26 protein-coding genes are annotated in these 25,261 nt (G+C 66.7%); 17 read left to right on the forward strand and 9 right to left on the reverse strand.

Going from position 1 to position 25,261, the window contains the following annotated elements; all coding sequences use genetic code 11:
- Positions 1 to 2 precede the first annotated feature (2 nt).
- From ACAH01_RS00890 to ACAH01_RS00910, 5 genes are all read left to right on the forward strand, one after another.
- Positions 3 to 941, forward strand: coding sequence for a carbohydrate ABC transporter permease (locus tag ACAH01_RS00890; protein WP_372479939.1), 939 nt, complete (start codon positions 3 to 5; stop codon positions 939 to 941).
- Positions 938 to 1,780, forward strand: coding sequence for a carbohydrate ABC transporter permease (locus ACAH01_RS00895; RefSeq protein ID WP_372479940.1), 843 nt, complete (start codon positions 938 to 940; stop codon positions 1,778 to 1,780). The genes ACAH01_RS00890 and ACAH01_RS00895 overlap by 4 nt, the downstream gene beginning before the upstream one ends.
- Positions 1,781 to 1,848: 68 nt before the next feature.
- Positions 1,849 to 3,018: a mandelate racemase/muconate lactonizing enzyme family protein gene (locus ACAH01_RS00900; protein WP_170093041.1), complete on the forward strand. Its 1,170-nt coding sequence runs from the start codon at positions 1,849 to 1,851 to the stop codon at positions 3,016 to 3,018.
- Between the two features lie 96 nt (positions 3,019 to 3,114).
- Complete coding sequence (locus tag ACAH01_RS00905) at positions 3,115 to 3,963, forward strand: SDR family NAD(P)-dependent oxidoreductase (RefSeq protein WP_153552027.1); 849 nt, start codon at positions 3,115 to 3,117, stop codon at positions 3,961 to 3,963.
- Positions 3,964 to 3,994: 31 nt separating this feature from the next.
- Positions 3,995 to 4,372 (forward strand): Rid family detoxifying hydrolase, encoded by a 378-nt coding sequence (locus ACAH01_RS00910; RefSeq protein ID WP_153552028.1) that lies wholly within the window; start codon positions 3,995 to 3,997, stop codon positions 4,370 to 4,372.
- A gap of 279 nt (positions 4,373 to 4,651) precedes the next feature.
- Here the strand turns inward: ACAH01_RS00910 and ACAH01_RS00915 are convergent, their stop codons facing one another.
- On the reverse strand, positions 4,652 to 5,971 hold the full coding sequence (locus ACAH01_RS00915; RefSeq protein ID WP_170093040.1) for an MFS transporter: 1,320 nt from the start codon (positions 5,969 to 5,971) through the stop codon (positions 4,652 to 4,654).
- Positions 5,972 to 6,076: 105 nt separating this feature from the next.
- Here ACAH01_RS00915 and ACAH01_RS00920 point away from each other — a divergent pair, with 105 nt between their 5' ends.
- The 3 genes from ACAH01_RS00920 to ACAH01_RS00930 all read left to right on the forward strand — a co-directional run bounded on the left by ACAH01_RS00920 (position 6,077) and on the right by ACAH01_RS00930 (position 7,722).
- Positions 6,077 to 7,108 (forward strand): radical SAM protein, encoded by a 1,032-nt coding sequence (locus tag ACAH01_RS00920; protein ID WP_170093039.1) that lies wholly within the window; start codon positions 6,077 to 6,079, stop codon positions 7,106 to 7,108.
- Positions 7,109 to 7,204: 96 nt separating this feature from the next.
- Positions 7,205 to 7,345 (forward strand): hypothetical protein, encoded by a 141-nt coding sequence (locus tag ACAH01_RS00925; RefSeq protein WP_372479941.1) that lies wholly within the window; start codon positions 7,205 to 7,207, stop codon positions 7,343 to 7,345.
- A 119-nt stretch (positions 7,346 to 7,464) separates the two neighbouring features.
- The gene (locus ACAH01_RS00930) at positions 7,465 to 7,722 is read left to right on the forward strand and encodes a HalOD1 output domain-containing protein (RefSeq protein ID WP_372479942.1); all 258 of its coding nucleotides are present in this window, start codon (positions 7,465 to 7,467) and stop codon (positions 7,720 to 7,722) included.
- Between the two features lie 54 nt (positions 7,723 to 7,776).
- On the opposite strand, the gene ACAH01_RS00935 is transcribed toward ACAH01_RS00930, so the two are convergent.
- On the reverse strand, positions 7,777 to 8,379 hold the full coding sequence (locus tag ACAH01_RS00935) for a conditioned medium-induced protein 4 (RefSeq protein ID WP_372479943.1): 603 nt from the start codon (positions 8,377 to 8,379) through the stop codon (positions 7,777 to 7,779).
- 158 nt (positions 8,380 to 8,537) lie between these two features.
- Here ACAH01_RS00935 and ACAH01_RS00940 point away from each other — a divergent pair, with 158 nt between their 5' ends.
- The gene (locus tag ACAH01_RS00940) at positions 8,538 to 10,625 is read left to right on the forward strand and encodes a heterodisulfide reductase-related iron-sulfur binding cluster (protein ID WP_372479944.1); all 2,088 of its coding nucleotides are present in this window, start codon (positions 8,538 to 8,540) and stop codon (positions 10,623 to 10,625) included.
- A 43-nt stretch (positions 10,626 to 10,668) separates the two neighbouring features.
- Positions 10,669 to 11,400, forward strand: coding sequence for a competence/damage-inducible protein A (locus ACAH01_RS00945; RefSeq protein ID WP_372479945.1), 732 nt, complete (start codon positions 10,669 to 10,671; stop codon positions 11,398 to 11,400).
- 16 nt (positions 11,401 to 11,416) lie between these two features.
- On the opposite strand, the gene ACAH01_RS00950 is transcribed toward ACAH01_RS00945, so the two are convergent.
- From ACAH01_RS00950 to ACAH01_RS00960, 3 genes are all read right to left on the reverse strand, one after another.
- Positions 11,417 to 13,840 carry a DUF2309 domain-containing protein gene (locus tag ACAH01_RS00950; RefSeq protein WP_372479946.1) on the reverse strand — a complete coding sequence of 808 codons (2,424 nt, stop codon included), beginning with the start codon at positions 13,838 to 13,840 and terminating at the stop codon, positions 11,417 to 11,419.
- Positions 13,830 to 15,317 carry a proton-conducting transporter membrane subunit gene (locus ACAH01_RS00955; protein WP_372479947.1) on the reverse strand — a complete coding sequence of 496 codons (1,488 nt, stop codon included), beginning with the start codon at positions 15,315 to 15,317 and terminating at the stop codon, positions 13,830 to 13,832. The genes ACAH01_RS00950 and ACAH01_RS00955 overlap by 11 nt, the downstream gene beginning before the upstream one ends.
- 167 nt (positions 15,318 to 15,484) lie before the next feature.
- Positions 15,485 to 15,622 (reverse strand): hypothetical protein, encoded by a 138-nt coding sequence (locus tag ACAH01_RS00960; RefSeq protein ID WP_372479948.1) that lies wholly within the window; start codon positions 15,620 to 15,622, stop codon positions 15,485 to 15,487.
- Positions 15,623 to 15,756: 134 nt separating this feature from the next.
- Between ACAH01_RS00960 and ACAH01_RS00965 the strand changes: the two genes are divergently transcribed.
- Positions 15,757 to 16,773 carry an amidohydrolase family protein gene (locus ACAH01_RS00965; protein ID WP_208627487.1) on the forward strand — a complete coding sequence of 339 codons (1,017 nt, stop codon included), beginning with the start codon at positions 15,757 to 15,759 and terminating at the stop codon, positions 16,771 to 16,773.
- Here ACAH01_RS00965 and ACAH01_RS00970 read toward each other — a convergent pair.
- From ACAH01_RS00970 to ACAH01_RS00980, 3 genes are all read right to left on the reverse strand, one after another.
- Positions 16,770 to 17,240: an Lrp/AsnC family transcriptional regulator gene (locus ACAH01_RS00970; RefSeq protein ID WP_170093031.1), complete on the reverse strand. Its 471-nt coding sequence runs from the start codon at positions 17,238 to 17,240 to the stop codon at positions 16,770 to 16,772. The genes ACAH01_RS00965 and ACAH01_RS00970 overlap by 4 nt on opposite strands.
- 66 nt (positions 17,241 to 17,306) lie before the next feature.
- On the reverse strand, positions 17,307 to 17,954 hold the full coding sequence (locus tag ACAH01_RS00975) for a DedA family protein (protein WP_153552041.1): 648 nt from the start codon (positions 17,952 to 17,954) through the stop codon (positions 17,307 to 17,309).
- 39 nt (positions 17,955 to 17,993) lie between these two features.
- On the reverse strand, positions 17,994 to 18,296 hold the full coding sequence (locus ACAH01_RS00980; RefSeq protein WP_372479949.1) for a hypothetical protein: 303 nt from the start codon (positions 18,294 to 18,296) through the stop codon (positions 17,994 to 17,996).
- 113 nt (positions 18,297 to 18,409) lie between these two features.
- Between ACAH01_RS00980 and hemB the strand changes: the two genes are divergently transcribed.
- The 6 genes from hemB to ACAH01_RS01010 all read left to right on the forward strand — a co-directional run bounded on the left by hemB (position 18,410) and on the right by ACAH01_RS01010 (position 24,051).
- Positions 18,410 to 19,390 (forward strand): porphobilinogen synthase, encoded by a 981-nt coding sequence (gene hemB / locus ACAH01_RS00985; RefSeq protein WP_372479950.1) that lies wholly within the window; start codon positions 18,410 to 18,412, stop codon positions 19,388 to 19,390.
- 123 nt (positions 19,391 to 19,513) lie between these two features.
- Positions 19,514 to 20,788: a DUF6498-containing protein gene (locus ACAH01_RS00990; RefSeq protein WP_372479951.1), complete on the forward strand. Its 1,275-nt coding sequence runs from the start codon at positions 19,514 to 19,516 to the stop codon at positions 20,786 to 20,788.
- A gap of 368 nt (positions 20,789 to 21,156) precedes the next feature.
- On the forward strand, positions 21,157 to 22,482 hold the full coding sequence (locus ACAH01_RS00995) for an ammonium transporter (RefSeq protein ID WP_170093026.1): 1,326 nt from the start codon (positions 21,157 to 21,159) through the stop codon (positions 22,480 to 22,482).
- Positions 22,475 to 22,825, forward strand: a complete 351-nt coding sequence (locus ACAH01_RS01000) for a P-II family nitrogen regulator (protein ID WP_015761898.1) — start codon at positions 22,475 to 22,477, stop codon at positions 22,823 to 22,825. Before ACAH01_RS00995 ends, ACAH01_RS01000 begins: the two co-directional genes overlap by 8 nt.
- A 7-nt stretch (positions 22,826 to 22,832) precedes the next feature.
- Positions 22,833 to 23,288 carry an Lrp/AsnC family transcriptional regulator gene (locus ACAH01_RS01005; RefSeq protein ID WP_170093025.1) on the forward strand — a complete coding sequence of 152 codons (456 nt, stop codon included), beginning with the start codon at positions 22,833 to 22,835 and terminating at the stop codon, positions 23,286 to 23,288.
- Positions 23,289 to 23,415: 127 nt separating this feature from the next.
- A complete protein-coding gene (locus tag ACAH01_RS01010; protein WP_153552064.1) occupies positions 23,416 to 24,051 on the forward strand; it encodes a chemotaxis protein CheC in 636 nt (211 codons plus the stop codon).
- Between the two features lie 2 nt (positions 24,052 to 24,053).
- Here the strand turns inward: ACAH01_RS01010 and ACAH01_RS01015 are convergent, their stop codons facing one another.
- Positions 24,054 to 24,878, reverse strand: coding sequence for a molybdopterin synthase (locus ACAH01_RS01015; protein WP_372479952.1), 825 nt, complete (start codon positions 24,876 to 24,878; stop codon positions 24,054 to 24,056).
- Between the last annotated feature and the right edge of the window lie 383 nt (positions 24,879 to 25,261).

Raw genomic sequence — 25,261 nt, forward strand, 5'->3', positions numbered from 1 at the left:
AGATGGGCGTCGCAGAAGAGTACACGGAGTCGCCGGCCGACTCCCGTTTCGAACGGGGACTGCAGTACCTGTGGAAACACAGACAGGCGTATCTCCTGATCGCGCCGGCCGCGATCTTCCTGCTGAGCGTCGTCGGGTGGCCGATCCTGGAGACGTTCCGGCTGTCTTTTTACGAGTCACCGGCCGACTCGACGATCGAGACGTACGTCGGCTTCCAGCACTACGTGGAGATCTTCCAGAGCGACATCTTCTATCAGTTGCTCTGGCAGACCGGCCGCTGGGTGCTGGTCGGCGTCGCCGGCAAGGCGCTGCTGGGCCTGCTGATCGCGATTCACCTCAAGGGTGACATCAAGGGCCGGAAGTTCTTCCGGACGGCGTTTCTCATCCCGTGGGGGATTCCCTACGCGATCTCGGCGGTCGTCTTCCGCTGGATCGAGCACCCCCAGTACGGCTACCTCAACGCGATCCTGATCAAGCTGGGCGTGATCGATCAGGGGATCGGTATCCTCGGGAACCCGGAGATCGCCTGGCTCGGCGTCGTCGTGGCCGACATCTGGATCGGGACGCCGTTCATGGCGATCATCTTCCTCGCGGGGCTCCAGTCGATCCCCGAGGAACTGTACGAAGCCGCAGCCATCGACGGCGCGGAGAAGTGGGAGCAGTTCCGCTACATCACGATCCCACAGCTCAAGAGCGTCATCCTGATCGCGACGCTGCTGTCGACGATCTGGACGTTCGTCAGCTTCGACACTATCTGGACGATGACCGGCGGCGGGCCGATCAACACCACGTCCACGCTCGTGATCTGGATCTACCAGGTCGGGCTGCAAAACGGGAACCTCGGCCGTGGCGCGGCCTACAGCGTCGTCGGGTTCCTGTTCCTGCTGGTGTTTGCCGTGATCTACCTGCGGATCTACACCAGCGGAGGTGACGAACTATGATGGCCGGCCAGGAGCGCAGCCAGCTCCGCAAAGTCCGCCTCTACGGCGTGTTGATCGCGCTGCTGGGGATCATGATGTTCCCCTTCTACGCGATGTTCTCCAGTACGCTCAAACAGGAGTCGGAGATCTTCTCCAGTCCGGCGACGCTGTTCCCCGCGGACCCGTCTTTCCAGTCGTATCTGGCCGTCTGGGGCCAGACCGACGTGTTGCTGTGGGTCGGTAACAGCTTCCTCATCTCGCTGGGGACCGTCGCGCTGACGCTGTTGCTGGCGATCCCGGCGGCGTACTCCTGTGCGCGCAACGACTTCGTCGGCAAGCGATCGTTCCTGCTGGCGGTCCTCGTCGTGCAGATGTTCGCGCCGGTGGTGCTGATCGTCGGCCTGTTCGACGTCATCACCCAGTTCGGGATCTACAACACGTACCTCGCGGTGATCATCCCGGCGGCCGCGTTCACGCTGCCGTTCAACGTCTGGATGCTGTACGGGTACTTCCAGACGATACCGGAGTCACTGGAGGAGTCGGCCCGGATCGACGGGGCCAGCCAGCGACAGATCCTCACCAAGATCGTGCTCCCGCTGACCAAGCCCGCGCTGGTCGCGAGCATCACCTACACGTTCCTCTACGCGTGGAACCGACTGCTGTTCGTGCTCACCTTCCTCACCGACGCGGGGAAGTACAACATCCCACGCGGGGTGTTCTCGATGGTCGGGGCACTCCAGACCGACTGGCGGATGATGCTGACGGTCTCCGTGATCGGCATCCTGCCGCTGTTGGTCCTGTTTGCCTTCCTCGAGGAGTACATCGTCGCGGGCATGACTGCGGGCGCGGTCAAGGAGTAACGTCCCCACCCTTTCTCTCCTCGGCCAGAGCCGATACGTTCATTGTGGCTCCGCTGGCACACGTGAGCATGGAGATCACCGACGTGACAGCGACGACTGTCGACGTACCGCTGGTGGACCTCGAGGAACGTCTCGGGATCGGTCCGTACGTGACCAACCACGGCCGCGTCGAATCGATGGAACGTGTCCTCGTCCGCGTGGACACCGACGAGGGCATCGCCGGCTGGGGCGAGATGCGGACCTTCCTCTCACCGGCGGCCACGGAGTCGATCATCGAAGACGGAATCGGTCCGCTGATCGAAGGCCAGTCGCCGTTCGAGGTCGAACGGCTCCGCCGACAGGTGTTCATCGAGTACACCAACATCGAACTGTTCTTCGCCGCCGTCGAGACGGCCTGCTGGGACATCGCCGGCAAGGCACTCGACAAGCCGGTCTTCGAACTGCTCGGCGGGGCGACCGCACCGTACCAGACGACCGCGATGAACGCCGCCGCTGGTGGTGCCGACGCCGCCGACGACCGCGCCGTCGAGTTCGCCTTCTGTCTGGGTATCCTCTCGCCCGAAGAGTCCCGCGTGAAGGCTCAGGAGGCCCTCGACGCCGGCTTCTCCGTCCTCAAGACCAAGGCCGGCCGTGACTGGCAACAGGACGTGGCCCGCATCCAGGCGATGCACGACGAGGTCGACGGGCAACTGGAGTTCCGTCTCGACCCCAATCAGGGCTGGTCGCTCGATCAGGCGGTCCGCGTCGGGGCCGCACTCGAAGAGTCCGGCATCTTCCTGCAGTACATGGAACAGCCCATCCGCGTCAACGCCCACGACTCGCTGGCGGCGCTGCGCCAGCGCCTGCGCCAGCCGATCGCTCCCAACGAGGACACGTACATCCCCAACAACCTCCGCTCGCTCGTCGAGGCCGGCGCGATGGACGTGGCGGTCCTCGATCTGACTCCGGCGGGCGGCATCGCGGGACTGCGCCAGCAGGCGGCCATCGTCGAGGACGCCGGTGTCCCCTACACGCACCACTGCGCGTTCGACCTCGGGATCCGGACGGCCGCGATCTTGCACGCGGTCCACGGGATCCCCGGATTCTCCCTCCCGCCGGACACGACCTACTACGGCTGGGAAGACGACGTCATCGCGGACCCCTTCACCGTCGAGGAGGGCCGGATGACCGTGCCGGACGACCCCGGCCTCGGGATCGACGTCGATCTCGACACCGTCGAGGAGTACCGCGTCCGATAGCTGTCGTCGTCGACAGATCGTCGTTCGCTCTGCTCCCGTCGGGGCCCGCCGCCGGGGGGAACCTTCTTGGGACCCGCGACCGTGTATCGGATCGATATGATCGAGTTGTCCCTCGCGGACCGACCAGCGATAGTGACCGGCGCGTCACGAGGCATCGGGCGACAGATCGCCGCGACCTTCGCCGAGGCCGGCGGCGACGTCGCGATCTGCTCGCGATCCTACGAAGACGTGGCTCCGGTCGCCGAACAGCTCACGGCAGACCACGACGGTCGGGTCGTCCCCGTCGAGTGTGACGTTACCGACCCTGACGCGGTGCGGGATCTCGTTGACGTCGCGATCGAGGAGTTCGGCGATCTGCGCGTGCTCGTCAACAACGCCGGGGGTGCCGCCGAGTCGGCTGATCTGCTCCACCGCTGTGACGAGGAGACCTTCGAGTGGATGCTCGAACTCAACCTGAAGGGCCCCTATCTGCTGGCTCGGGAGGCGCTGCCGGCGATGACTGCGGCCGGCGGCGGCTCGATGGTCCACGTCGGCTCGGTCAACGGGCTGTTCGGCATCGGGCTCTCGGGCTACTCCGAGGCCAAGAGCGGACTGTTGGCGCTCTCGCGCAACATCGCGACCCACTACGGCCAGTACGGCGTCCGTTCGAACGTCCTCTCGGCGGGCACGATCGAGACCGAGAGCCGCGAGAAGGAGATGGAAAACACCGACGAGCGGGCCGCGGAGACGAGCGCCCGAGATCGCTGGCTCGACCAGTACCCGCTGGGTCGGTTCGGTCGTCCCGACGAGGTCGCCGACACCGCGCTCTTCCTGGCCTCGGAGCGGTCCGGCTTCATCACCGGCGAGAACATCGTCGTCGACGGCGGGCTCACGAGCGGCCTGCCGATGTCCTTCGAGAACGAGATATACCAGGCCGACGAGCCCCCGACCGGACGAGATCGATAGATTCAATGTCGCGTTGTGACTGGCTTCTGGTATGCGAGAAATCCATACGGACGACGCACCGAGCGCGATCGGACCGTTCTCCCAGGCGATGCAGGACGGCGACCGCATCTACGTCTCCGGCCAGGGGCCGGTCGATCCCGAGAGCGGCGAGGTCGTCTCCGAGGACATCAAAGAGCAGACCGCACAGACCCTCGAAAATCTGGAGACGATCCTGGAGGCCGCCGACGCGTCGCTCGACGACGTGCTGAAGACGAACGTCTACGTCACCAACATGGACAACTACGACGCGGTCAACGAAGTGTACGCCGAGTACATGTCCGAGCCGTACCCGGCCCGCGCGGCCATGGAAGTGTCCCGCCTCCCAATCGACATCGGCGTCGAGATCGAACTCGTCGCTCGTAGCGAGTAACGCGGCCCGCGACGCCGCCACACTCGACCGTTCTCTGCGACACTCGCGGTAGAGGAACCTGAACATTCTCTCGATGTTGTCGTATCTGCCCTTCTGCATTTGGAAGTAATCTCTTCTACGTGTAAACAATAATTCTGTCATCAAACTACCAAATTACGGCTACAAATAAGTCGATGTCTGGACATATCTGGGGTATATGCCCAGATATCTATCTATCGAACGGTACTGTGCTGCGTTTTCGACCGTGGCTCTGTCAGACAGCGGTAACAGCCGGCGGTCTCAGCGGACGTGTCCCGGATCGACCGGCCGCGGCTCGGGCGGCTCTGGAGCGTTCCCGAGACGGAGGACCAACACTCCGACGGGGACGAGCAAGACTGCGCCGACGACGAACGGCGACCAGTAGCCCACCACGGTGTAGAGTCCGCCCATCACGATCGGCCCGACCGTCCGCGCGAGGCTGCCGGCTCCCTGTGTCAGCCCGAACGCGCTCCCCTGGGTCGCGGCGGAGGCCCGCTGGGAGACGATCGTCGTCAGCGTCACCGACAACACGCCGTTGCCAAGGGGCAGCAGCGTCAGCACCGCCAGCAGTGCCAGCAGCTCCCCGGTGAGAAACGGTGCGACGCCGGTCAGATCGAAGACGCCGGCTCCCAGCCAGTTCGTGAACGGCAAGAGCCCGACGCCCACTGCGAGTACCGCGGTCCCACCGACTGTCAGCGACACCGCGGCGTATCGCGCCGTCAACCGCCCGATCAACACGCCCTGGACGACGACCGACAGCACTCCGATGTACGTGAGCAAGAGCGCGCTCTGACTCGCGGTGTAGCCGTACACGTCGGCCACGAACGGGATGAACATGATCTGTACCCCGGAGAAGGCAAAAGAGACGAGGAAGAACGCGGCGAGCAGTTCTCGCAACCCGGTCGTCTGTACGGCCGTCAGCAACTGTGCGATCTGGGACGGCCGCCGTGTGGTCTCGTCGCCGCGGGCGGGGGCCGGCAGCGACTCCGGCAGGAACAACACCGTGACGACGACGCCACAGAGACTCGCCGCGGCGGCGGCGAAACTCGGCAGCGAGAAGCGGGTGATGGCCACGATCGGGACGAGGCTGTCGACGGCAGCGACGACGGCGTCGAAACTCAACACGGCCCCGATCCCCGGCCCGAAGATAAAGCCCAGTCCGAACGCGGCTCCGAGCAGGCCCAGTGACTTCGCGCGGTCCTCCCGTGGGGTCACGTCGGCGACGTAGGCCTGTGCCGTCGAGAGGTTCCCGCCCATCGCACCTGCGAGCATACGTGAGACGAACAACAGCCACAGCGCGTCGGCCAGTCCGAAGACGGTCCAGGCGATCACCGACCCGCCGAGCGACACCACGATGACGGGGCGGCGGCCGATCCGGTCCGAGAGCGAGCCCAGCAGTGGGGCGAAGACGAACTGCATGAGCGAGTACGAGGCCGCCAGCAGTCCGATGACGAACTCCGTGCCGCCGGGGAACGTTCGCGTGTAGTAGGGCAGGATCGGGATGATGATCCCGAACCCCAGCAGGTCGAGAAAGACGACGGCGAAGACGATCGCGAGCCCACGCCGCGAGCGAGTGGCCATACGCTCCGTACGGACGGCCGGTACTTACGAGTGGGTACGAGACCGAGGCGCTGGGATCGCGTTTCGGACGCTTTTTGCCGCTGGACGAACAAGACCGGGCACTGAATGATCTCCAAGGGCTGTGAACAGTGTGCCGAGGGCGGGAAGATGGTCATGTTCGTCTATGGCTACTGTGACCAGCGCGATTGCTTCTACTGTCCGCTGGGCGAGAACCGGAAGAACGTCGACCAGGTGTACGCAAACGAGCGCCCCGTCGAGTCCGACGAGGACGTGATCGCCGAGGCGAAACTGATGGACGCGCTGGGGACCTCCATTACGGGTGGCGAGCCCCAGGAGGCGCTGGACCGAACGTGTCACTACCTCGAACTTCTGAAAGACGAGTTCGGCGAGGACCACCACACGCACCTCTATACGGGGATCACGGGCGGGCGCGAGAACATGCGCCGCCTCAGCGAGGCCGGCCTCGACGAGATCCGCTTTCACCCGCCCCTCGAACAGTGGGGCGACTTGCATGGCACCGAGTGGGAGGAGATCCTCTACATCGCACGCGAGGAGGGGCTCACGCCGGCTTTCGAGATCCCAGGCATCCGCGCCGAAACGGAGTTCCTCGACTTTCTCGACGAGGGTGCGGCGGAGTTCTGCAACATCAACGAGTTCGAGATGTCCGACGGGAACTTCCGGCGGATGCAAGAGGAGGGCTTCGAGCGCAAGGAAGGCCACATGAGCGCCGTCGAAGGCAGCCACGAGATCCTGGAGACGATGGGCGACCACGAGAAGGTCTACTTCTGTACCTCCGTGTTCAAAGACGCCGCCCAGCACCGCTCTCGGATGAAGCGCATGGCCCGCAACATCGGCCGCGAGTTCGACGAGATCACCGACGACGGCACGCTCGTCTACGGCAAGACCTGGGTCGGCGAGGACCGCCTGCAGGAACTGGGCGTGCCCGAGGAGTTCTACGCCGTGAAATCGGAGCACGTCGAACTCGCCTGGTGGCTCCTCGAGGAGATGGTCGAGGACGGCGACGTGCCCAACGGCGAGATCGTCGAACAGCACCCGACCTACGACGGCACCGTCGTCGAACGGACGCCGCTGTCGTCGGGGCAGTCGGGAAGCGGGCAGTCGGCGGCTGGAGACTGAGTCTGTCCGGCGACGGAGTCGCCGGTTCCTTGCAGCCGAGTGTAACGAGGCTGCAGCCTTTTTAGCGTAGATTTTTGCGCCGAGCGGTTCGCCGCAGTGAGCGAAGCGAACGAGGAAATCCGAGGCGGAAAAAGGTACTCGCGGCAACACCCGACCTACGACGGCACCGTCGTCGAACGGACGCCGCTGTCGTCGGGGACCGACGCCGACAGCGGTCAGTCCGCAGCGGGCGACTGATACTGCCGATCAGCTTTCAGACTGACACTTCTGTCGCGGTGTCCGGACGCCGTCCTGTTCGTACAATCCGCTGAACTGTCTGACGAACTTTTATTAATTAGCGTGAATATCTGCGAAACATGGCAGCGACCGAACGTAGGAACGGTGTCGAAATCGACGACGAGTGGGAGCCAAGCACCGCGATCGTCCGCGCGGTCAGTTCACACACTGGACAGCCGGTGATGGAACTCCCACCGCTGTACGAAGCCGTCGACCCGGACGCGCTGGACGCGCTGTTCAGCGGTCGCCAGACGCTCGGCGTGCTCACGTTCGCCTACGCCGGCCACGACGTGACGGTTCGTACCGATCAGACGGTCGACGTGATCGCTCACGGCTGATTCGGCTGTCGACACGCCGCTCGCGACCGGCGAAGATCGTCACAGCCGGTAGTATTAGAAGTCCACGTCGGCGTCTTCCTCCAGCGAGCCGATGTCTTCGGTCGCTTCTTTCAGCCCGTCGTCACGGACGCCGTCGGTCAACACCGTCCCGATCCCGGCGTCGTGGAGCACGTCTTCGTACTCGCTCTGGAAGCGGCCGCTGACTTGCCGGGCGCGGGTCTGGGCGGCGACGACGCGCCGGTAGCGTGCCAGTTCGGCTTCCGTGAGATCGAACGCCTCGCGGACGGTCTCGCCGGTGTCGGCCTCGCGCAGTCGCGCCAGGTCGAACGGTGCGTCGGTGTCCTCGTCGCGGAGCAGGTGGAGGTCGATCCGGGCACGGGTGACCACGTCGGTGTCGGCGTCGACGGCGTCGGCGATGGCCGCGTCGTCGTCGCCCTCGTAGTAGCGACGGACGACCGTGACGAGTGCCTCGTCCGACAGCGGCGTGTCCACCTCGAAGCGCTCGCGCAGGCGGTCGATCACTGTCAGCAGGCGCTCTTCGACGCCCCCCTCGTCGGAGAGTAGCGAGCCGTGGCCGTCCTCCTGGCGCTCGGTGACGGTGTCCTCGCCCGCTACGTCGACGAAGATGTCACGGAGTTCCTCGGTTTTCTCGTCCATCGGACCGTACGTCTGTGCCTTCTACCGTTTATACTTGTCGACGACGTGGCAAGACTGCGATCGCCGACGAGGCAGACAACTCAAAACAGTTGTATCATTCCCGCAAGACGGCGCGGGTTCGGAGCAAAATTTAAGCGGCTCCCGGTTCGTGGTAGCACATGACAGTTCCACTCCAGACCACCACCAGACCGACCTTCTGGCAGATCGGACCGGTCGGAAAGGCGGTGTTCTACTACCTCGCGGCGCTGGCGTTGCTCGTGTTCGCCTTCGGCGTGTACGAGCGTATCACTCGCTACACGCGCGGGAGCGACGAGCCGTTCCCGCGTCTGGACGCGCTCCCCTCGCGGATCCTCTCGGGCGCGCGCCTCGCGCTGACAAACGCCAAGCAGTTCGACCGCGACCTCGTCGCGGGCGTGATGCACACGTTCGTCTTCTGGGGCTTTCTGACGCTGCTGATCGGGACGACCATCCTGGGCATCGACATGGACCTCTACCGGCCCCTGACCGGCGAGTCCTTTTTCGTCGGCGACTTCTATCTCTCGTACTCCTTCGTGATGGACGCGATGGGGCTGTTGTTCGTCGTCGGCGTCGGCGTCGCGATGTGGCGGCGGTACGGCCGCCGGACGGACCGACTCCACGGCCGCCACACCTCCCGGGAAGACGACTACTTCCTCGGCGTCCTCTTCTTGCTCGGCGTCGGCGGGTATGTCACCGAGGCCGTCCGCATCCTCGGGACGAGCGCGGTCCGTGACGTGAGCTTCGAGACGTGGAGTTTCGTCGGCTGGGCGGGCAAGGAGTGGCTCGCCGCCGCCGGTGTCACCCCCGAGATGGCGACCGCTGCCTACCCCGTGATCTGGTGGAGCCACTCGCTGCTGGCGCTCGCGTTCGTCGCCTGGGTCCCCTACGCCAAGCCCTTCCACATGCTGTCGTCGTTCGCCAACGTCGTCACTCGCGACGAGAAGGCCGGCAAGCGACTCCCCGGCGTCCCCGCCGACGCCAGCCCCGAGGAGATCGGCCCCAGCGAGATCGACGACTTCTCCTGGAAACAGCTGCTCGACCAGGACGCCTGCACGAAGTGTGGCCGCTGCTCGTCGGCGTGTCCGGCCAAGGAGTCGGGCCGCCCGCTCGATCCCCGCGACGTGATCCTCGACCTGAAACAGTACCGCGAGGACCGCGATGCCGGCGGCGAGGCCGTCGACATTATCGCTGATGGAGGCACGTCAGTCATCGACAGCGCGACGATGGAGTCCTGTATGGCCTGTATGGCCTGCATGGACGCCTGCCCGGTCGAGATCGAACACCTCACCCACTTCACCGAGATGAACCGCCGGCTGACGGAGTCGGGTCAGATGGACGAACACGTCCAGGACGCGATGATGAACGTCTTCCAGCAGGGCAACACCTTCGGCGAACCCGAGCGCAAGCGGCCCGACTGGACCGACGACCTCGAGTTCGACGTGCCCGACGCCCGCGACGAGCCCGTCGACTACCTCTGGTACGTCGGGGACTACCCCAGCTACGACGACCGCAACCAGGAGATCGCGACGGCCCTCGCTCGGGTCTTCGAGGCGGCCGATGTCTCCTACGGCATCCTCTACGAGGACGAGCAGACCGACGGCAACGACGTGCGCCGCGTCGGCGAGGAGGGGCTCTACGAGATGCTCGTCGAGGACAACGCCGCGGCCATCCAGGACTGCGAGTTCGACCGGATCGTCTGTACGGACCCCCACTCGTTCAACACGTTCAAACACGAGTACCCCGAGTTCGAGGCCTGCGAGTGGGACGGCGCGGACGTGGCCCACTACACGCAGGTCGTCGCCGACCTCGTCGAGACCGGGCGACTGGCCGTGCCCGCGACGCTCACAGACACCGTCACCTACCACGACCCCTGCCACCTCGGGCGGTACAACGGCGAGTTCGAGGCCCCGCGGGAGCTGATCGACGCGACGGGCGTCGACCGCGCGGAGATGCCCCGCAACCGCGACGACTCCTTCTGCTGTGGCGGGGGCGGTGGCGGCCTCTGGATGGACCTCGAAGAGGAGGAGAAACCCAGCGAGGAGCGCCTGCGCGAGGCCCTGGAGGACACCGAAGCCGGCGCGGCGGTGGACCGCTTCGTCGTCGCCTGCCCGATGTGCATGACGATGTACGAGGACGGCCGCAAGACCGGCGACTACGAGGACGACATCGAGATCGTCGGCGTCACCGAGTTGCTGGCCGAAGCCATCGCCGTCGAGAGCGCGGCGTAACCGTCGCCAACACTTACCTCCCCGAGGGTCTAACGACGGGCCGATGCAGGTCGCGCTCATCACCGTCGGCGACGAGATCCTCTCGGGGGACACGGAGAACACGAACGCCGGGTGGCTGGCCCGCCAGCTGACCGAGCGCGGGGTCACGGTCACGCGGATGCTTACGATCCCCGACGACCGGGCGCTGATCGCTCGCCACGTCAGAGAGTGGGCCGACACCTTCGACGCCGTGATCGTCACGGGCGGCCTGGGCGACACGCCCGACGACGTGACTCTCGAAGCGGTCGCCGACGCCTTCGACCGCGAGATGACCGTCCAGCCCGACGTGCGCGAGCGCGTCGAGGAGAAGGCTCGTCAGTACCGCGAGCAGAACCCAGAACGCTACGAGGAACACGACTTCGATCTGGACTTCGCGGAGACGGCCGCGCTTCCCGCAGACGCCCGCCCGCTCCAGACGGCGGCCAGCTTCAACCCCGGCTGCGTGGTCGAGAACGTCTACGTCTTCCCCGGCTTCCCCGAGGAGTTGCAAGCGATGTTCGACAGCGTCGCCGACGACTTCGGCGGCGACGCGGTTGCCGAGTCCGTCCCGACGGCCACGCCCGAGGGCGCGCTGAAGGACGTGCTCGCGGGCGTTCGCGAGCAGTTCGACGTGGCGGTCGGCAGCTATCCGGCACACGGGGACGCGGACGGGCGGGTGAAGGTGTCGGGGACCGACCCGGAGGCGGTCGAGGCCGCCGCCGAGTGGGTCGCCGAGCGAGTCGACAGCCCCGAGTAGCTGCTCGGACGGGAGATCAGTCGTCGGCCGTCGAGGGCGTCGCCGTGGCTGTCTGTTCCGGGGTCGTCGGTGCCTGCTCGTCGACTGGCGTCCACTCCAGGTCCTCGGTGTAGTGGAACGCGCGGTGCTCTTGCTCGGGGTCGACGACGGTGAGGTGGAGCCAGTCGTTGTCCAGTAGCTCCGTCACCGACGGGTTGTCGGCCAGCACGTCGGTGACGCGTTCGACGGGCGCGTGGACGACCGTCGAGAGGCGGAGCGGCTGGTGGTACGGTTCGTCGTCGGCAGCCATCAGCGATTGCAGCGGGAGGCCGGTCAGCAGGTCGCCGCCGTTGCCCTGGTAGACGCCGACGTTGCCGACGGGGTTGTGGGTCACCTTCGAGCCGCTGCCGAAGACGGCGTTGTCGACCGTCGAGAAGTAGTACTGGGCGTTGATCCACTGGGTGACGACCATCGGCCCGGTCAGAATGCCTTCGAGCGCGTCGCCCTCGTCGTCGGTCGTCCAGTCGTAGGAGTGGAGGAACGCGCGGGCGTCCAGATCGAGCCCGTCGGTGAGTTCCCGCGGGCCGACGACGAAGCCAGCGTTGCCCGCCAGACCCCACTCCGGGCGCGTCTCTGCCCAGTCGGCCGCGCGGCGGTGCGTCTCACGGCCCGCGTCGCCGTCCGCGCCCATGTCGTCGGCGCGCTCGGCGGCCGCGCCGGCCCGCGCGGTTTCGAGGTCCGCACGGAGCTGTCGTACGTCCTCGGCGTGTGTCTCGGGGACGGCGTCCGCGTACAGCTCGATCTCGTCGGTGGTCGTGTTGTGCTCGCCCGCCAGGAAGTAGGTGTCTTCGGGCACGTCGATGCCGCGGTCACGCAGGCGTTCCCTGACGGCCTCGTCGTTGCAGAGAGCGGCGAGGACGCGGGCGCTGGGGCCGCCGGGATTGCCGGCGCAGGCACCGCAGTCGAGGCTGGCGTCGAAGGGGTTGTTCGCCGTCTGGCTCGCGTGGCCGGTGAACACGACGAGACGGGCGAACTGCTCCCACCCCATCAACTCGAAGGCCGTCGCGGCGTACTCGGTCTTCTCCTCGACTGTCAGCCCCGCCGGGAGTTCGTGGGCGTGGTCCGGATCGTGATCGACGGCCGGCTCCCAGACAGCGTGGTCGTCGGGCGTGCGATCGTCGACGGCGTCGACCAGGTCGTGGACGCGTCCAGGGACCAGCGTCCGGGCCGCGAGTGCGGCCCCGTACCCCGCGCCGGTGCTCTCGACGTAGCTGAACGCCGTCGCGGCGTTGGAGCGGAGCCGCCCGATCACGCTCTCGGCGGCTTCGCGCATCGCCGTCCAGCGGTCGTGTTCGGCGTGGCGCGACCCCTCGCCGTCCGTGGGGTGATCCGCGATGCGGTGCTGTGGGTCGAGGATCGGCGGGCAGGCGTCGACGGCCACCGCTGCGTCGTGGCCCTCGTAGCGCATCGGGACGCCGAAGAAGCCGGCGTAGCCGTGGGTCTCGTAGTCGCCAGCGGCCTCGACGTGGCGGCGGATGATCTCCGAGCGCGTGTCGATACAGAAGACGAGCTGTGCGTCCGGTCTGTCCCCCTCGTCGGTCGCTGCGACCGACTCGCTGGCGTCGGTGAGCTCCGCGACGAGCGCCGAGCGGTAGGTCGCTTCCCAGGCGGTCAGCCAGACCTCGGGGAGCGGGACGGCTCCGTCGGCCGTGGCGTCGTCTCCGTCTGCCTCTTCGGGCGTGCGCGGGGCGTCGAATAGGTCGACCAGCGTCAGGCGAACCGCCAGGTAGCCGGCCAGCGTGATCGGGTACGCGGACTGCCAGGCGTCCCCGTCGTCGGCCCGCTGCTTGAGCAGGCCGGTCCAGCCCGGCAGCGCGGCCAGGTGGAACTCGAAGATCTCCGGCCACTCTCCGACGGGATCGTTCACGAGCTGCTCTCGGATGGCGTCCAGCGGACGGTCCGGAAGCTCGGCGATCGCTTCGGCGTCTGGGATTTCCCCGTCGTGGCGAGCGACGGCGCGGAACGCGTCGTAGAAGCCGTCCTCGCGTTCCGGCATCGGCCACTTGGCCTGTCCCTGATCGAGGAACGCCGACAGCCACTTGGTCAGCACCGCGTCGACCCGGTCGGTTGCGGTCGCCGTCTCGGTCGCCTCGGCCCGCTCCGCCGTTGCCATGCGGTCGAGCGTCGCCTCGGGCTCGCTCTCGTACCCGTGTTCGCGCAACGTATCACGGAGAACGTCGGGGTCGATCCGTCCGTCCTCCCAGGCGCGGCGGAACACGTCGGCGTCGGGGTAGCCGTCGCTCCCCAGCGTGTCTGCTGCGGCCGCGACGGCCTCGTGGAAGGGCTGGTCCTCGAAGCCAGAGAGGGGGTTGGCCGTCACGAACGAGTGCAACGGCCAGCGGGAGCCGACCGTCTGTGCTGCCGTCTCGATACTCTCGTGGATCGCGTCGTCAGTACTCATTGTACTCCTCCGTCGCGGTCAGTTGCGTCTCGGACGGTGGCTGTGTGGCGTTCAAAAGCACCACGTAGAGGCGCTGGCTGTGCTTGTAGGCACCGCGCTCGATCGCGAGGTACGTGGCGACGAACGCGGCGGCGATGAGTCCGTGGGCCACCGTCAGCTCCGCGGTCGCTCCGACCCCCGGCAGTCCGCCGAGCAGTCCCTCGATCGTCCCGTAGACGGCGGCGTAGATCCCGATCGCCGGCAACGCCACCAGCGGGACGGCCCCGTACCGGACCGATGTGGGCAGCGCCGACCGCGTGACGAGATCGCGCGCGGCGTGAAGCACCGTCAGCACGACCAGCAGCGTGAGCACCAGCCCGCTGTCCAGCTTCGTCCCTTTCCCGGTGAGCGCGGCGAACAGGACGCCGCCGGCCAGTGCGGTGGCGGCGACCACGACCGCGCCGAGGGGTCCCGCCGAACTGGTCGCCGTCGTCGACTTCGGGCTCTCGTGGGCCACCTGACTCCCCGAGCTCAGGAACTGGTAGCCCTTGTAGAACCCGTGCAGGATGAGGTGCGTGACGGCGGCCCCGAAGAACCCGAGGCCGGCCTGCATGATCATGAACCCCATCTGGCCGACCGTCGAACAGCCGAGCTTCCCTTTCACGTCCGTGCGGACGGTCTTCAGGAGCTTTCCCGACAGCGCGCTGGTCGCACCGACGACGGCGACGGCCAGCATGAACGCGCTGTCGACGGTGACCACCGGCGCGAAGCGAACCAGCAGGACGCCACCGGCGTTGACGAAGCCGGCGTGCATCAGTGCAGAGGCTGGCGTCGGTGCGGTCATCGACGAGACGAGCCAGGTGTGGAACGGGACGAGCGCGGACTGGATCATCGCCGCCAGCACGAGCGCGGTCGCCACAAACAGCACGACCGTCCCGGAGGCCTCGCCCAGCGCCGACGCGACGCCGGAGACCGTCGTCGCGCCGGTGTGCCACCACAGCGTTCCGAGCGCGACCGCGAGCGCGGCGGTGCTGGCCAGGAAGTACCGGCGCGAGAGCGCGGCGGCGGCCCGTGCCTGTGGCCACCCGTCGACGTGGCCGATCAGGTCGGCCATCACCAGCCCCATCGCCAGCCACGCGGCCACGAACAGCGCGAGGGCGTCGGCGGCAACCAGGACCATCACGATCAGCGTGAACGCGAACACGCGCCCGAAGAAGCGATCGATCGTCCGGTTGCCGGCCATGTAGCGGCGCGAGTAGCTGTGGACGATCCCGCTGACGAAGGTGACCGTCACCCACATCACGGCGGTCAGGCCGTCGACCGCGACGAGACCGTCGAGTTCCCAGGGTCCGCCGCCCCGGAGCCGAAGCGCCAACACGCCGATACTCGCGACACAGAGGACCCACACGAGTCGCGTCAGTGTCGCCGCGACGCGCGAGTCCTCGCCGTCTGGCGTCGGTAGCTGTCCTACGGTCGTCGTCTGCGTTTGTCCGGTCATCGTTTGGTCCGTCTCCGACCGATCACCCCCCGCGTGGCACACGCGATCACAGCGATCGGTCATCTTCACCCAGATGTACGAACAGACTGTCTATTAAAACTATCTATACTACCAGATCGTTCTGGAAGAAGTGGATTATAGAACGTGATGGTCTCCCCCTCTGAGAGTCACCCGAACGCCACCGTGCGGGCCATCGAACACGAGACGACGAGGGCCAGCCGCCCGCCAGATCCCTCGCTCGACCCGGCCCCAAATCGCCGTTCTTCGAGCGCTTCGAGCACGGTACCGACGGTTTGCTCACACACTGTCACCGTCGCGGAGACCGCTCTCGTTTTCCGCCGCGTTGCCGTCGGCTTGCCCACGCCGGCCCATAACGCTACCGGATCGTTCGAATATCGCGTATAGAAAACCATATCGTTCTCTGTCCATCACCACGGGTATGCCTGCGTTAGAGGGAACCGTTCTCGTCGGTGAGTCGTTCGAACCCGTTACCGGCCGTGTCGTCGTCGAAGACGGCCGGATCGAGGCGATCGAAGAGACCGACACCGCGTCGACGGACATCATCCTGCCGGCGTTCGTCAACGCGCACACCCACCTCGGGGACGCGGTCGCGAAAGACGCCGCCGTCGGACTCTCGCTCGAAGCGGCGGTCGCACCGCCCGACAGCCTGAAACACCGTCGACTGGCCGAAGCCGACCGGACCGAGCTCGTCACCGCGATGCGCCGGACGCTTCGATTCATGCAGCGGACCGGGACCGTCTCGACGCTGGACTTCCGGGAGTTCGGCATCGAGGGCGCGCGGACGCTCCGTGAGGCCGCCGAGCCGCTGTCGATCGATCCGTTCGTCTTCGGGAGCGGGGACGCGTCGGTCCTCGACGTGGCCGACGGCTTCGGAGCCAGCGGTGCCAACGACGACGACTTCGGGCCACAGCGCGATGCAGCGGCCGACCGGGGCGTCCCCTTCGCCATTCACGCCGGAGAACCGGATCAGACGGACATCCACCCCGCGCTCGATCTGGAGCCGGACCTGCTCGTCCACATGGTCCACGCCGCAGGGGAGCACCTCGAACGCGTCGCCGAGCAGTCCGTTCCGGTGGCGGTGTGTCCGCGCGCCAACACGGTCCTCGGCGTCGGCCGGCCGCCGATTCGAGACCTGCTCGATCACACGACCGTCGCGCTCGGGACGGACAACGTCATGCTGAATCCGCCGTCGATGTTCCGGGAGATGGCGTACACGGTCCGGCAGTTCGACGTGAGCGCCCGCGAGGTACTGCGGATGGCGACGACGGCCGGGGCCGAGATCGCGGGCCTCGACTGTGGCGTCGTCGCGCCCGGCAAGCGGGCGGCCCTGACCGTCCTCGACGGCGACTCGGACAATCTGGCCGGCTCACGCCACCCCGTCGAGAGCGTCGTCCGGCGCGCGACCGCGCTGGACGTCGAGCGCGTGATCTGTTAACTGTCTTCCGGGTCGAACTCGCCGAAGGGCGTCGTCTCGTGGCTCCGAACGAGCACCTCGTCGGCGACCGTCACGCCCATGTCGAGCAGTTCCTGTGCGACCGGCGTGATGTCGCTGTCGGACTCGCCGACGACCGTCACGAGGAGGTTCTCCTCGCCGGTGACCAGCTCCTGGACGGAGACGACGCCGTCGATCGACAGGATCTCCGGGACGATCTCGCCCCGCTCCGGGATCGACGCGGTACAGAAAAGCAGCATGCGGAGCGGATAGCCCGACTCCTGGTAGTCCACCTCGGCGCTGTACCCTTTGATGATCTCGTCGCCTTCGAGGCGCTGGATGCGCTTGCGGACCGTGCTGTCCGAGGTGCCGGTTCGTTCTGCGATGTCCCCCGACGACATGTCGCGGGCGTCTTCCTGCAGCGCGTACAGGATCGCCCTGTCCACGTCGTCGAGGTCCGTGTTGCTCATACCCGTACCTCCAGCGCAGAGACACTTTACCTTTGTTAGCCGACCAGTTCGTCGTCGCCCGGTCTATCACAGGAACCACAGGAAGCCGGCCTCGTTGAGGTAGTAAAACGAGACCGCGAGCCACGTCTCGAAGACCAGCGTCCCGGCGGCCGACAGCGCGGCGAACCGCCGAACGCGCATCTCGGCGACGCCCGCCGGCACCGTCAACATACCGCGGGTGAACAGGAGCGCGTTGCTGACGGGGACGGCGGCGTGCCCCCAGCGATCGAACCAGCCGTCGAAGCGGTCGAGCTTCGACTCGCTGACGCGGAACCACGGCTTCTGCAGGAGCCACTCGCGGCCGCCCCGCTGAGCGAGCACGAACAGGGCCGTCTGGCCCGCCGTCGCCCCGACGACGGCCACCACGAAGATGGCGACGATCACACCCCAGTCGTAGCCCGCGTCGGTCGTCGCCAGCGCGCCGATGGCGGCGGGGACGAGCACCTCGCTGGGGGCGAAGTACAGCAGCATCGCGCCTTCGAGGACGAAGATCACGAGCAGCGCCGCGAGCCCGTACCGCTGGATCAGCTCGCGGGCCAGTTGCTCGTCGCCGACGACGAACAGCGCCACACCGGCTCCCGCCAGGACGACGAACGAGAGCGCGATCGCGAGCAGGCCGTACTCCTCGGCCCACGTCCGGAGCCGCGAGCGTGCGGGGAACGCCAGAGAGGCCATTCGACAGGGGCAACGATCCTGCGGTGCAAATGCTTTCTGTTACCCGTCGTCCGTGCGGTTCACCCAGACGATCAGTGCGACGACACTCGCGACGATCACGGCGGTGTAGGCGGCCCAGAGCCGATCGGTCGCGCCGCCGGTGTGGGTCAGGACGGCCATCGCGCCCGTCCCGAGACCGACGAGGATCGTGTACGTGCCGACGGCGTCGACCACCGACGGCTCTGGGCTGTCGTCGGGGCCGACGCCCGCGATGAGAGTCGTCACGCGACCGAACCTGATCAGGACGCCGAGGGCAACCACCAGGAGCGCGCTGCCCGCGACGGTCACGGTGCCAGCGGTCATAGTTCGCCGTTCGGGCGACGCGACCGAAAACGTTCGCCCCGGGATCGACAGACCAGCGCCGCCGGGCCACTCGGAGCGGTGACTTCATTGGGCCGAGCCACCGAGACCCTCGTATGCAACCGACACGCCGACCTCGCCGGCTCCGGACCGACGGCGTCCGCGGGCTGGTCAGCGAGACCGCTCTCTCGCCAGCGGACCTGATCGCGCCGATCTTCGTCGACGCCACCACCGACGAGCGGGTGCCCATCGAGACGATGCCGGGTCACGAACGCGTTCCCGTCGAGGCGGCCGTCGACCGCGTCGAGGAGGTGCTGGCGACCGGCGTCGAGGCGGTGATCGTCTTCGGCGTTCCCGAGACAAAGGACGAACGCGGCTCGCGAGCCTGGGCGACCGACGGCGTCGTCCAGCGCGCGGTCCGGTCGATCACCGACGAGACCGACGCCTACGTCATCACTGACGTGTGTCTCTGTGAGTACACCAGTCACGGCCACTGCGGGATCGTCGAGGCGGGCGCGGCCGACGACCCGACGCTGACGGTCCGCAACGACCCGACCCTGGAACTGCTCTCGAAGACGGCGGTCTCGCACGCTCGCGCGGGAGCAGACATGGTCGCGCCTTCCAGCATGACCGACGGGATGGTCGGGGCGATCCGCGAGGCGCTCGACGACGACGGCTTCTCGGACGTGCCGATCATGAGCTACGCGGCCAAGTACGAGTCGGCGTTCTACGGTCCCTTCCGCGACGCCGCCGACGGCGCACCCGCCTTCGGCGACCGGCGACACTACCAGATGGACCCCGCGAACGGCCGCGAGGCCATGCGGGAGGTCGCCCTCGACGTCGAGCAGGGCGCGGACGTGCTGATGGTCAAGCCCGCGCTGCCCTACCTCGACGTGGTCCGGGAGATCCGCGAGTCCTACGACCACCCCGTCGCCGCCTACAACGTCAGCGGCGAGTACGCGATGTTGCACGCCGCCAGCGAGAAGGGGTGGCTCGACCTCGACGCGGTCGCCCACGAGTCGCTGCTCTCGATCAAGCGGGCCGGCGCGGACCTCATCCTCACCTACTTCGCCGAGGACATCGCCCAGCAGCTCTGAGGTCGCCGGGCGGTGTGGTCGCCGCACTCGCCAGCTCTCCCTTTCCGTGACACGGCCGTGGGTCCAGATCGGACGGCGGGCTACCGGGCCATTCATTTACCGAGCGTCGCTACCGACGCGTAGATGGTCGCCCTCCGCCGGATCGTCCCGTCGACGGACAGCCGTCGGCTCGAACTCGCAGAGATTACCCTCACCAACGCCGTGCCGGTCGTCGGCGTCGTCGCCTTCGAGTGGAACGTCGCCGCCCTCCTCGTGCTCTACTGGTTCGAACTCGCCGTCGACGCGGTGTGGGCGTTCGTGCGTGCGCTGTTTGCCGCCCGCCCGCCCGAGATCGACACCGACGGGCTGTTGATCGGAGCGGTGGCACAGCGCCGGCCGACGCTCGACGTTCCGTGGACCGACCTCCAGATCCACGTCGTGACGCTGCTGACCCTCCCGATCGCGGTGCTGGTCGTCGCCGGGGTCTGGCTGTTCGCCGGTGCCTTCCTCGTCGGCCCACTGGGCACGTCGGCGCTCGACGACGACACGATCGCCAGCGTGACCCTGGCCACGCTCGCGATCCTCTGTACGACCGGTGTGTCGACGATACGGACCTACTTCCTGCGTGGCGAGTACCGGAACCACAACTCCCAGACCGCCATCAGCGGTGTCGTCTTTCGCATCTTCACCGTGTTCTTTGCCGGTATATTCACGCTCACGATGGTCGGTCTCGTCACCGCTGGACCCGACACGACGCTGGGGTCGCTCGACCCCACTGCCGTCGGTCCGGCGCTGCTGCTCGCGATTATCGGTCTGAAGTTCGCCTCTGATTTCCTGAGCGTGTACAGCGACCGACTCGCCGTCTACTTCGTCTCGTACGACGAGACGTACGGGTGGTCTCAGCCCCCGTCGGAACCCCAGTCGGTCGCGGGTGTGCCCGCCGACGCGGCCGACCGGGTTCGACCGACGCTCGCGGGTCGCGTCCTCGGGGGCGCGCTACGTCTCCCACAGCACCCGGGGGTCGCGTTTCTCGGTGTCTTTCTGCTGGCCGTCGCGGCGCTGTTTGCCTTCGGCAGCGCCTGGCTCGTCGTGGGACTCCTGGTCGCGCTGGCCGTTGCGGTTCCACTGACACTCGTCTCTATCGACCACCTGCTGCGATACGGCGCAGTCGAGTACCGCGCCGCCCAGGACGAGCGTGCCCTCGTCGCGTACGACCGGCTGTTCGGCGTCTCGCTGTGGCGCGTCGAACCCTGGGACGAGACGGCCGTTCGGATCGAACGGACGCTTCTCGATCGGCTGCTCGGCACCGAGACGGTCGTCGTCGAGTTGTCCGACGACGAGTACCTGCTCCCGCATCTCCCCGCGACGACGCCGATTCTGTCGGTCTTCGACCGCGAGCCCGATCGACCCCAGTCGTGAGCCCGGACGAGCAGCGCCGACGCGCCCACGTCACGACTGTCCGGGACCGGCGCGGCGACACTGCTGGCGGCGGGTGCGCGCGAGCGAAATACCCCCGAAGCACCGGAATCGGCCGTTCTCCCGGTTGACGAACGTTCGAAATCCGGGCGAACAGGCGGCGGTTTTCTGGACGGAATACAACCTTATATCGATAATATCATACCTTAATCTGGACGGTCGTCTACGCAACACCCTCCTATCTCTGTTATTGTAAAGCAAATCCTTATGTAGGGCTACGGCAAGACCACTTCCGTGAGCAAGTTGACGATGACGGGCGATACGGAGGTAAAGATGGACATTCAGACGCAATTCAAACACGATCCAAAACAATGACGTACGAACTACTACAGTCGAGCCCAGAAACGATTGTCGAGGGAGTCAACCTCCTGTGGGTACTGGTGGTAACGTTCCTGATCTTCTTCATGCACGCGGGCTTCGCCATGCTGGAGGCGGGCCAGGTGCGCTCGAAGAACGTCGCGAACCAGCTGACGAAGAACCTCCTGACCTGGAGTGTCGGCGTCGCACTGTTCTTCCTCGTCGGGGCGACCGTCGAGGGACTGGTCGGCGGTGCCGGACTCTCCTGGCAGATGAACGGTAGCTCGTCGGGCTGGGTGACGTGGCTGTTCGGGGCCGTCTTTGCGATGACGGCGGCGACGATCGTCTCCGGGGCCGTCGCCGGTCGCGCGAAGCTCCGCGCGTACATCACGTACACGGTCCTCATCGCCGCAGTGATCTACCCGGTGGTCAGCGGGATGTCGTGGTACGACGGCGGGCTCCTCGCGGGCCTTGGCTTCGCCGACTTCGCTGGCGGCATGGTCGTCCACGGCATGGGCGGTATCGCCGGTCTGACGGCGGCCTACGTGCTGGGGCCGCGCATGGGACGGTACAACGAGGACGGCAGCGCCAACGTCATCCCCGGCCACTCGATGACCTTCGCCGTGCTGGGGACGCTGATCCTCGCTTTCGGCTGGTACGGCTTCAACGTCGGCACCGCCGCCACCGTCTTCAGCATCGAAGAGGGCGCAATCGCGCTCGGTGACTTCTCGTACGTCGGGCGTGTCGCGATGACGACGACGATCGCCATGGCCAGCGGGGCCATCGGTGCCGGTCTGATCTCCTGGGTCAAGACCAGCAAAGTCGATACGCTGTACGTCGCCAACGGTCTCCTCGCCGGTCTGGTCGGCATCACCGCGATCCCCAACACGACGACCTGGTGGGGTGCCTTCCTGGTCGGCGGGCTCGCCGGTGCACAGCTGCCGATCGTCTTCGAGTTCGTCGAGAAACGCCTCCAGATCGACGACGTGTGTGCAGTCTTCCCGGTCCACGGGAGCGCAGGCGTCCTCGGGACCCTGCTGTACTCCTTCGTCGCGGTCGACGCCTGGGCCGGCGGTGCCAACGTCGGCTTCATGATCGACGGCTTCGTCACGCAGCTGATCGGCGTCGCGATCATCACGGTCTGGACGGTCGCCGCGACCGGCCTCATCTGGGGCGCTCTCAAGGCGGTCGGACAGGCACGCGTTACGCCCGAGCACGAACAGGAAGGCCTGGACGTCTCGGAGCACGGCGTCGAGACCTACCCCGAGTTCGGCAGCGGCGAGGGCGTCGTCGCCGACGGTGGGACGACGAACTTCACGGAGGTGACCAACGATGACTGACGAGATCAAGATGGTCGTCGCGATGGTGCGGCCGGACAAGCTCGGCGACGTCAAGGAGTCGCTGGCGGAGGTCGGCGCACCGTCGCTGACGGTGACGAACGTCTCCGGCCGCGGTTCACAGCCCGCCAAGAAAGGCCAGTGGCGCGGCGAGGAGTACGTCGTCGACCTCCACCAGAAAGTCAAAATCGAGTGTGTCGTCGCCGACATCCCGGCCGACGACGTGGTCGATGCGATCCAGGAGGGGGCACACACCGGCGAGCCCGGCGACGGGAAGATCTTCGTGATCGACGTGGAGGATGCAGTGCAGGTCCGGACGGGTGAACGCGGACCGGACGCCGTCTGATCGCTCGATGAACGTCGACGACACCGAGCGTCGGATCGTCAACGCCCTCTTGGAGGACGGCCGTGCCAGCTCCCGCGACATCTCCGGGGCGACCGGGATCGCGGAACCGACCGTCTCCCAACGGATCGACCAGCTCGAAACCCGCGGCGTCATCGAGGGGTACGAGCCCCGCATCGACTACGAGTCGCTTGGCTACGACGTGACGGCCGTCTTCCAGCTGACGATCGACGGCGACGGACTGCCCGGCGTCCCGGAGCGACTCGGCGACGCCGAGCAGATGATCGGCGTCTACGAGGTGACTGGGAGCCACGACGTGGTCGCGATCGGGAAGTTCACGGACACCGCGGCGATGAACGCACAGATCAAGGAACTGATGACCGACGACGACATCACCGCCGTCGAAACGTCGGTCGTGCTCAACACGGTCACGGAGTACGGGCAGTTCCGCGTCGAGAGCGAGTAACGTCGGTCGGCGAGTCGAGTTCGCGCCGGTCGACGGGCGAGTCGTCATCGCGACGACGGCCGCCTCCGAGTATCAGACGCTGAAATCCCGGCGGTGCGATTAAGCGAGTGGCTCCCGATTCGAGCGTATGAGCCTGCAAGTCGACGTGCGGAAACTCGACCTCTTCAACAAGATGGCCAAGGAGGGATCGGGCACCGTCGCCGATCACCTCTCGCAACTGACCGGTGTCGACGCCTCGGTGCGGACGTCTCAGATCAACTTTCTCGACATCGGCGACGTCAAGACCCACCTCGGAAACGACGAGCGGATCGGCATCTACGTCGAGTTGACCGAGGCTCCCGGCGGCTACGTGCTGTTCGTCCTCGATCCCGACCACGGCAAGCGCCTGGCGGGACAGATGATGGGTGGTATCCAGGGGGCCGACGAGGGGTTCTCCCAGATGGAGGAGTCGGCGCTCCAGGAGATCGGCAACATCATGACCAGCGGCTTCATCGACGGGTGGGCGAACGTCCTCGACGCGACCATCGACATGACGACGCCGACCCTGCTGGTCGACGACACGGCGACGATCATCGACTCGATGGGTGGGTGGCCCGACTCCGACCTCGTCTTCGTCGTCGACTCACACATCGTCGCCGAGGGGGCGGACATCGACATGACGGTGTACACTTTCCCCCAGCTCGAAGACCTCGTAGCGATGATCCAGGACATCGACCTCGACACCGACGTGGCAGAAGATACCACGGCCAGCGATCTGCTGTAGTATTACCGCTCGTGCGCCCAGACGGCGTCTTCGACGGTGACCTCTTTCTTGAACAGCGGGACCTCGTCTTTGAGCCGGTCGATCCCGTCCTCCACCGCTCGGAACGCCTCGCGGCGGTGGCCCGCAAGAACGACGACGAAGACGATGTCCTCGCCGGCTTCGACGACGCCCGTGCGGTGGTACAGCGCGACCTCGAAGACGCCATCGCGCGCACAGAGGTCGTCGCGGATGGTCGCTAACTTCTCGTCGGCGACGCCCTCGTACTTCTCGAACTCCAGGTACTCCGTCGGCGTGTCGTCGGGGTCGTCGCGCTCGCGGACTCGTCCGGTAAACGTCGCGATCGCGCCGGCACGGTCGCTGTCGTTCGCCGCTTTGACCCGTGCCACGAGCGAGCCAAGCGTCTCGTAGGGCTCGCAGTCGTGGAGCGCCTCGACCAGCGCCGCCACGTCCACGTCGCTCGCGGTCTCGCCCGCCGCGAGCCGTCGCCCGGCGTGGTCGCGCCCGCCAAGCGCCACCGTCGGAATCCGCGTCCCGGAGTACCCCTCGACGACGGCGTAGTCGTACGACCGCGCGAGTTCGTCGAGCGTCTCGTCGAGCCCCCGGTCCTCGCCCGTCGCGAACCACGCGTCGTCGGCGAGACCGTAGCTCACCGCCGCGCCGGCCGCCCGGTGGCGGGCGGTGTCCTTGCCCTCGGTGTCCACGTCGGGGGCGTGCGTGCAGTGCTTGATCGTCGCGACGCGGCCCCGCTCGGCCAACCGCTCGCAGACCCGCTCGACGAGGGTCGTCTTCCCCACGTCCGACGGGCCGGCGACTCCCAGAACGTGCATACCGGAACTGACTGCCCGAGCTACCTATACGTTGCCCAGTCTCTCACCGCTCGGGATCGATCGCTAGCAGACGTGACCCCGTGAACGACCACCGACCACGGAAAGCCTCCGGCCCGCTCGCTAGCAGGCGGAGCCAGTGCGATTGCTGGATCGGACGACCACTGAAAGCCCTCGCGCCGTTCCAGTCCCAGGACCCGAACTGCGCGCGCTCACTGTGTTCGCGTGCTTGTTGGGTCCGGGTTCCCGGAACGACGCTCGCCCTTTCATCCGCCAGGCACGTGGACAGTGACACGAGCTACGTCCTGGTGGATGAAAGGGCGAGGCACGGTAGCCGGATCTGCGACGGCACTATTCGACCGCAGGGAGAATATCCGGCACAGATC

Origin of the sequence: Halomicrobium sp. HM KBTZ05 (assembly GCF_041530035.1) — an archaeon.
Lineage (GTDB): Archaea > Halobacteriota > Halobacteria > Halobacteriales > Haloarculaceae > Halomicrobium.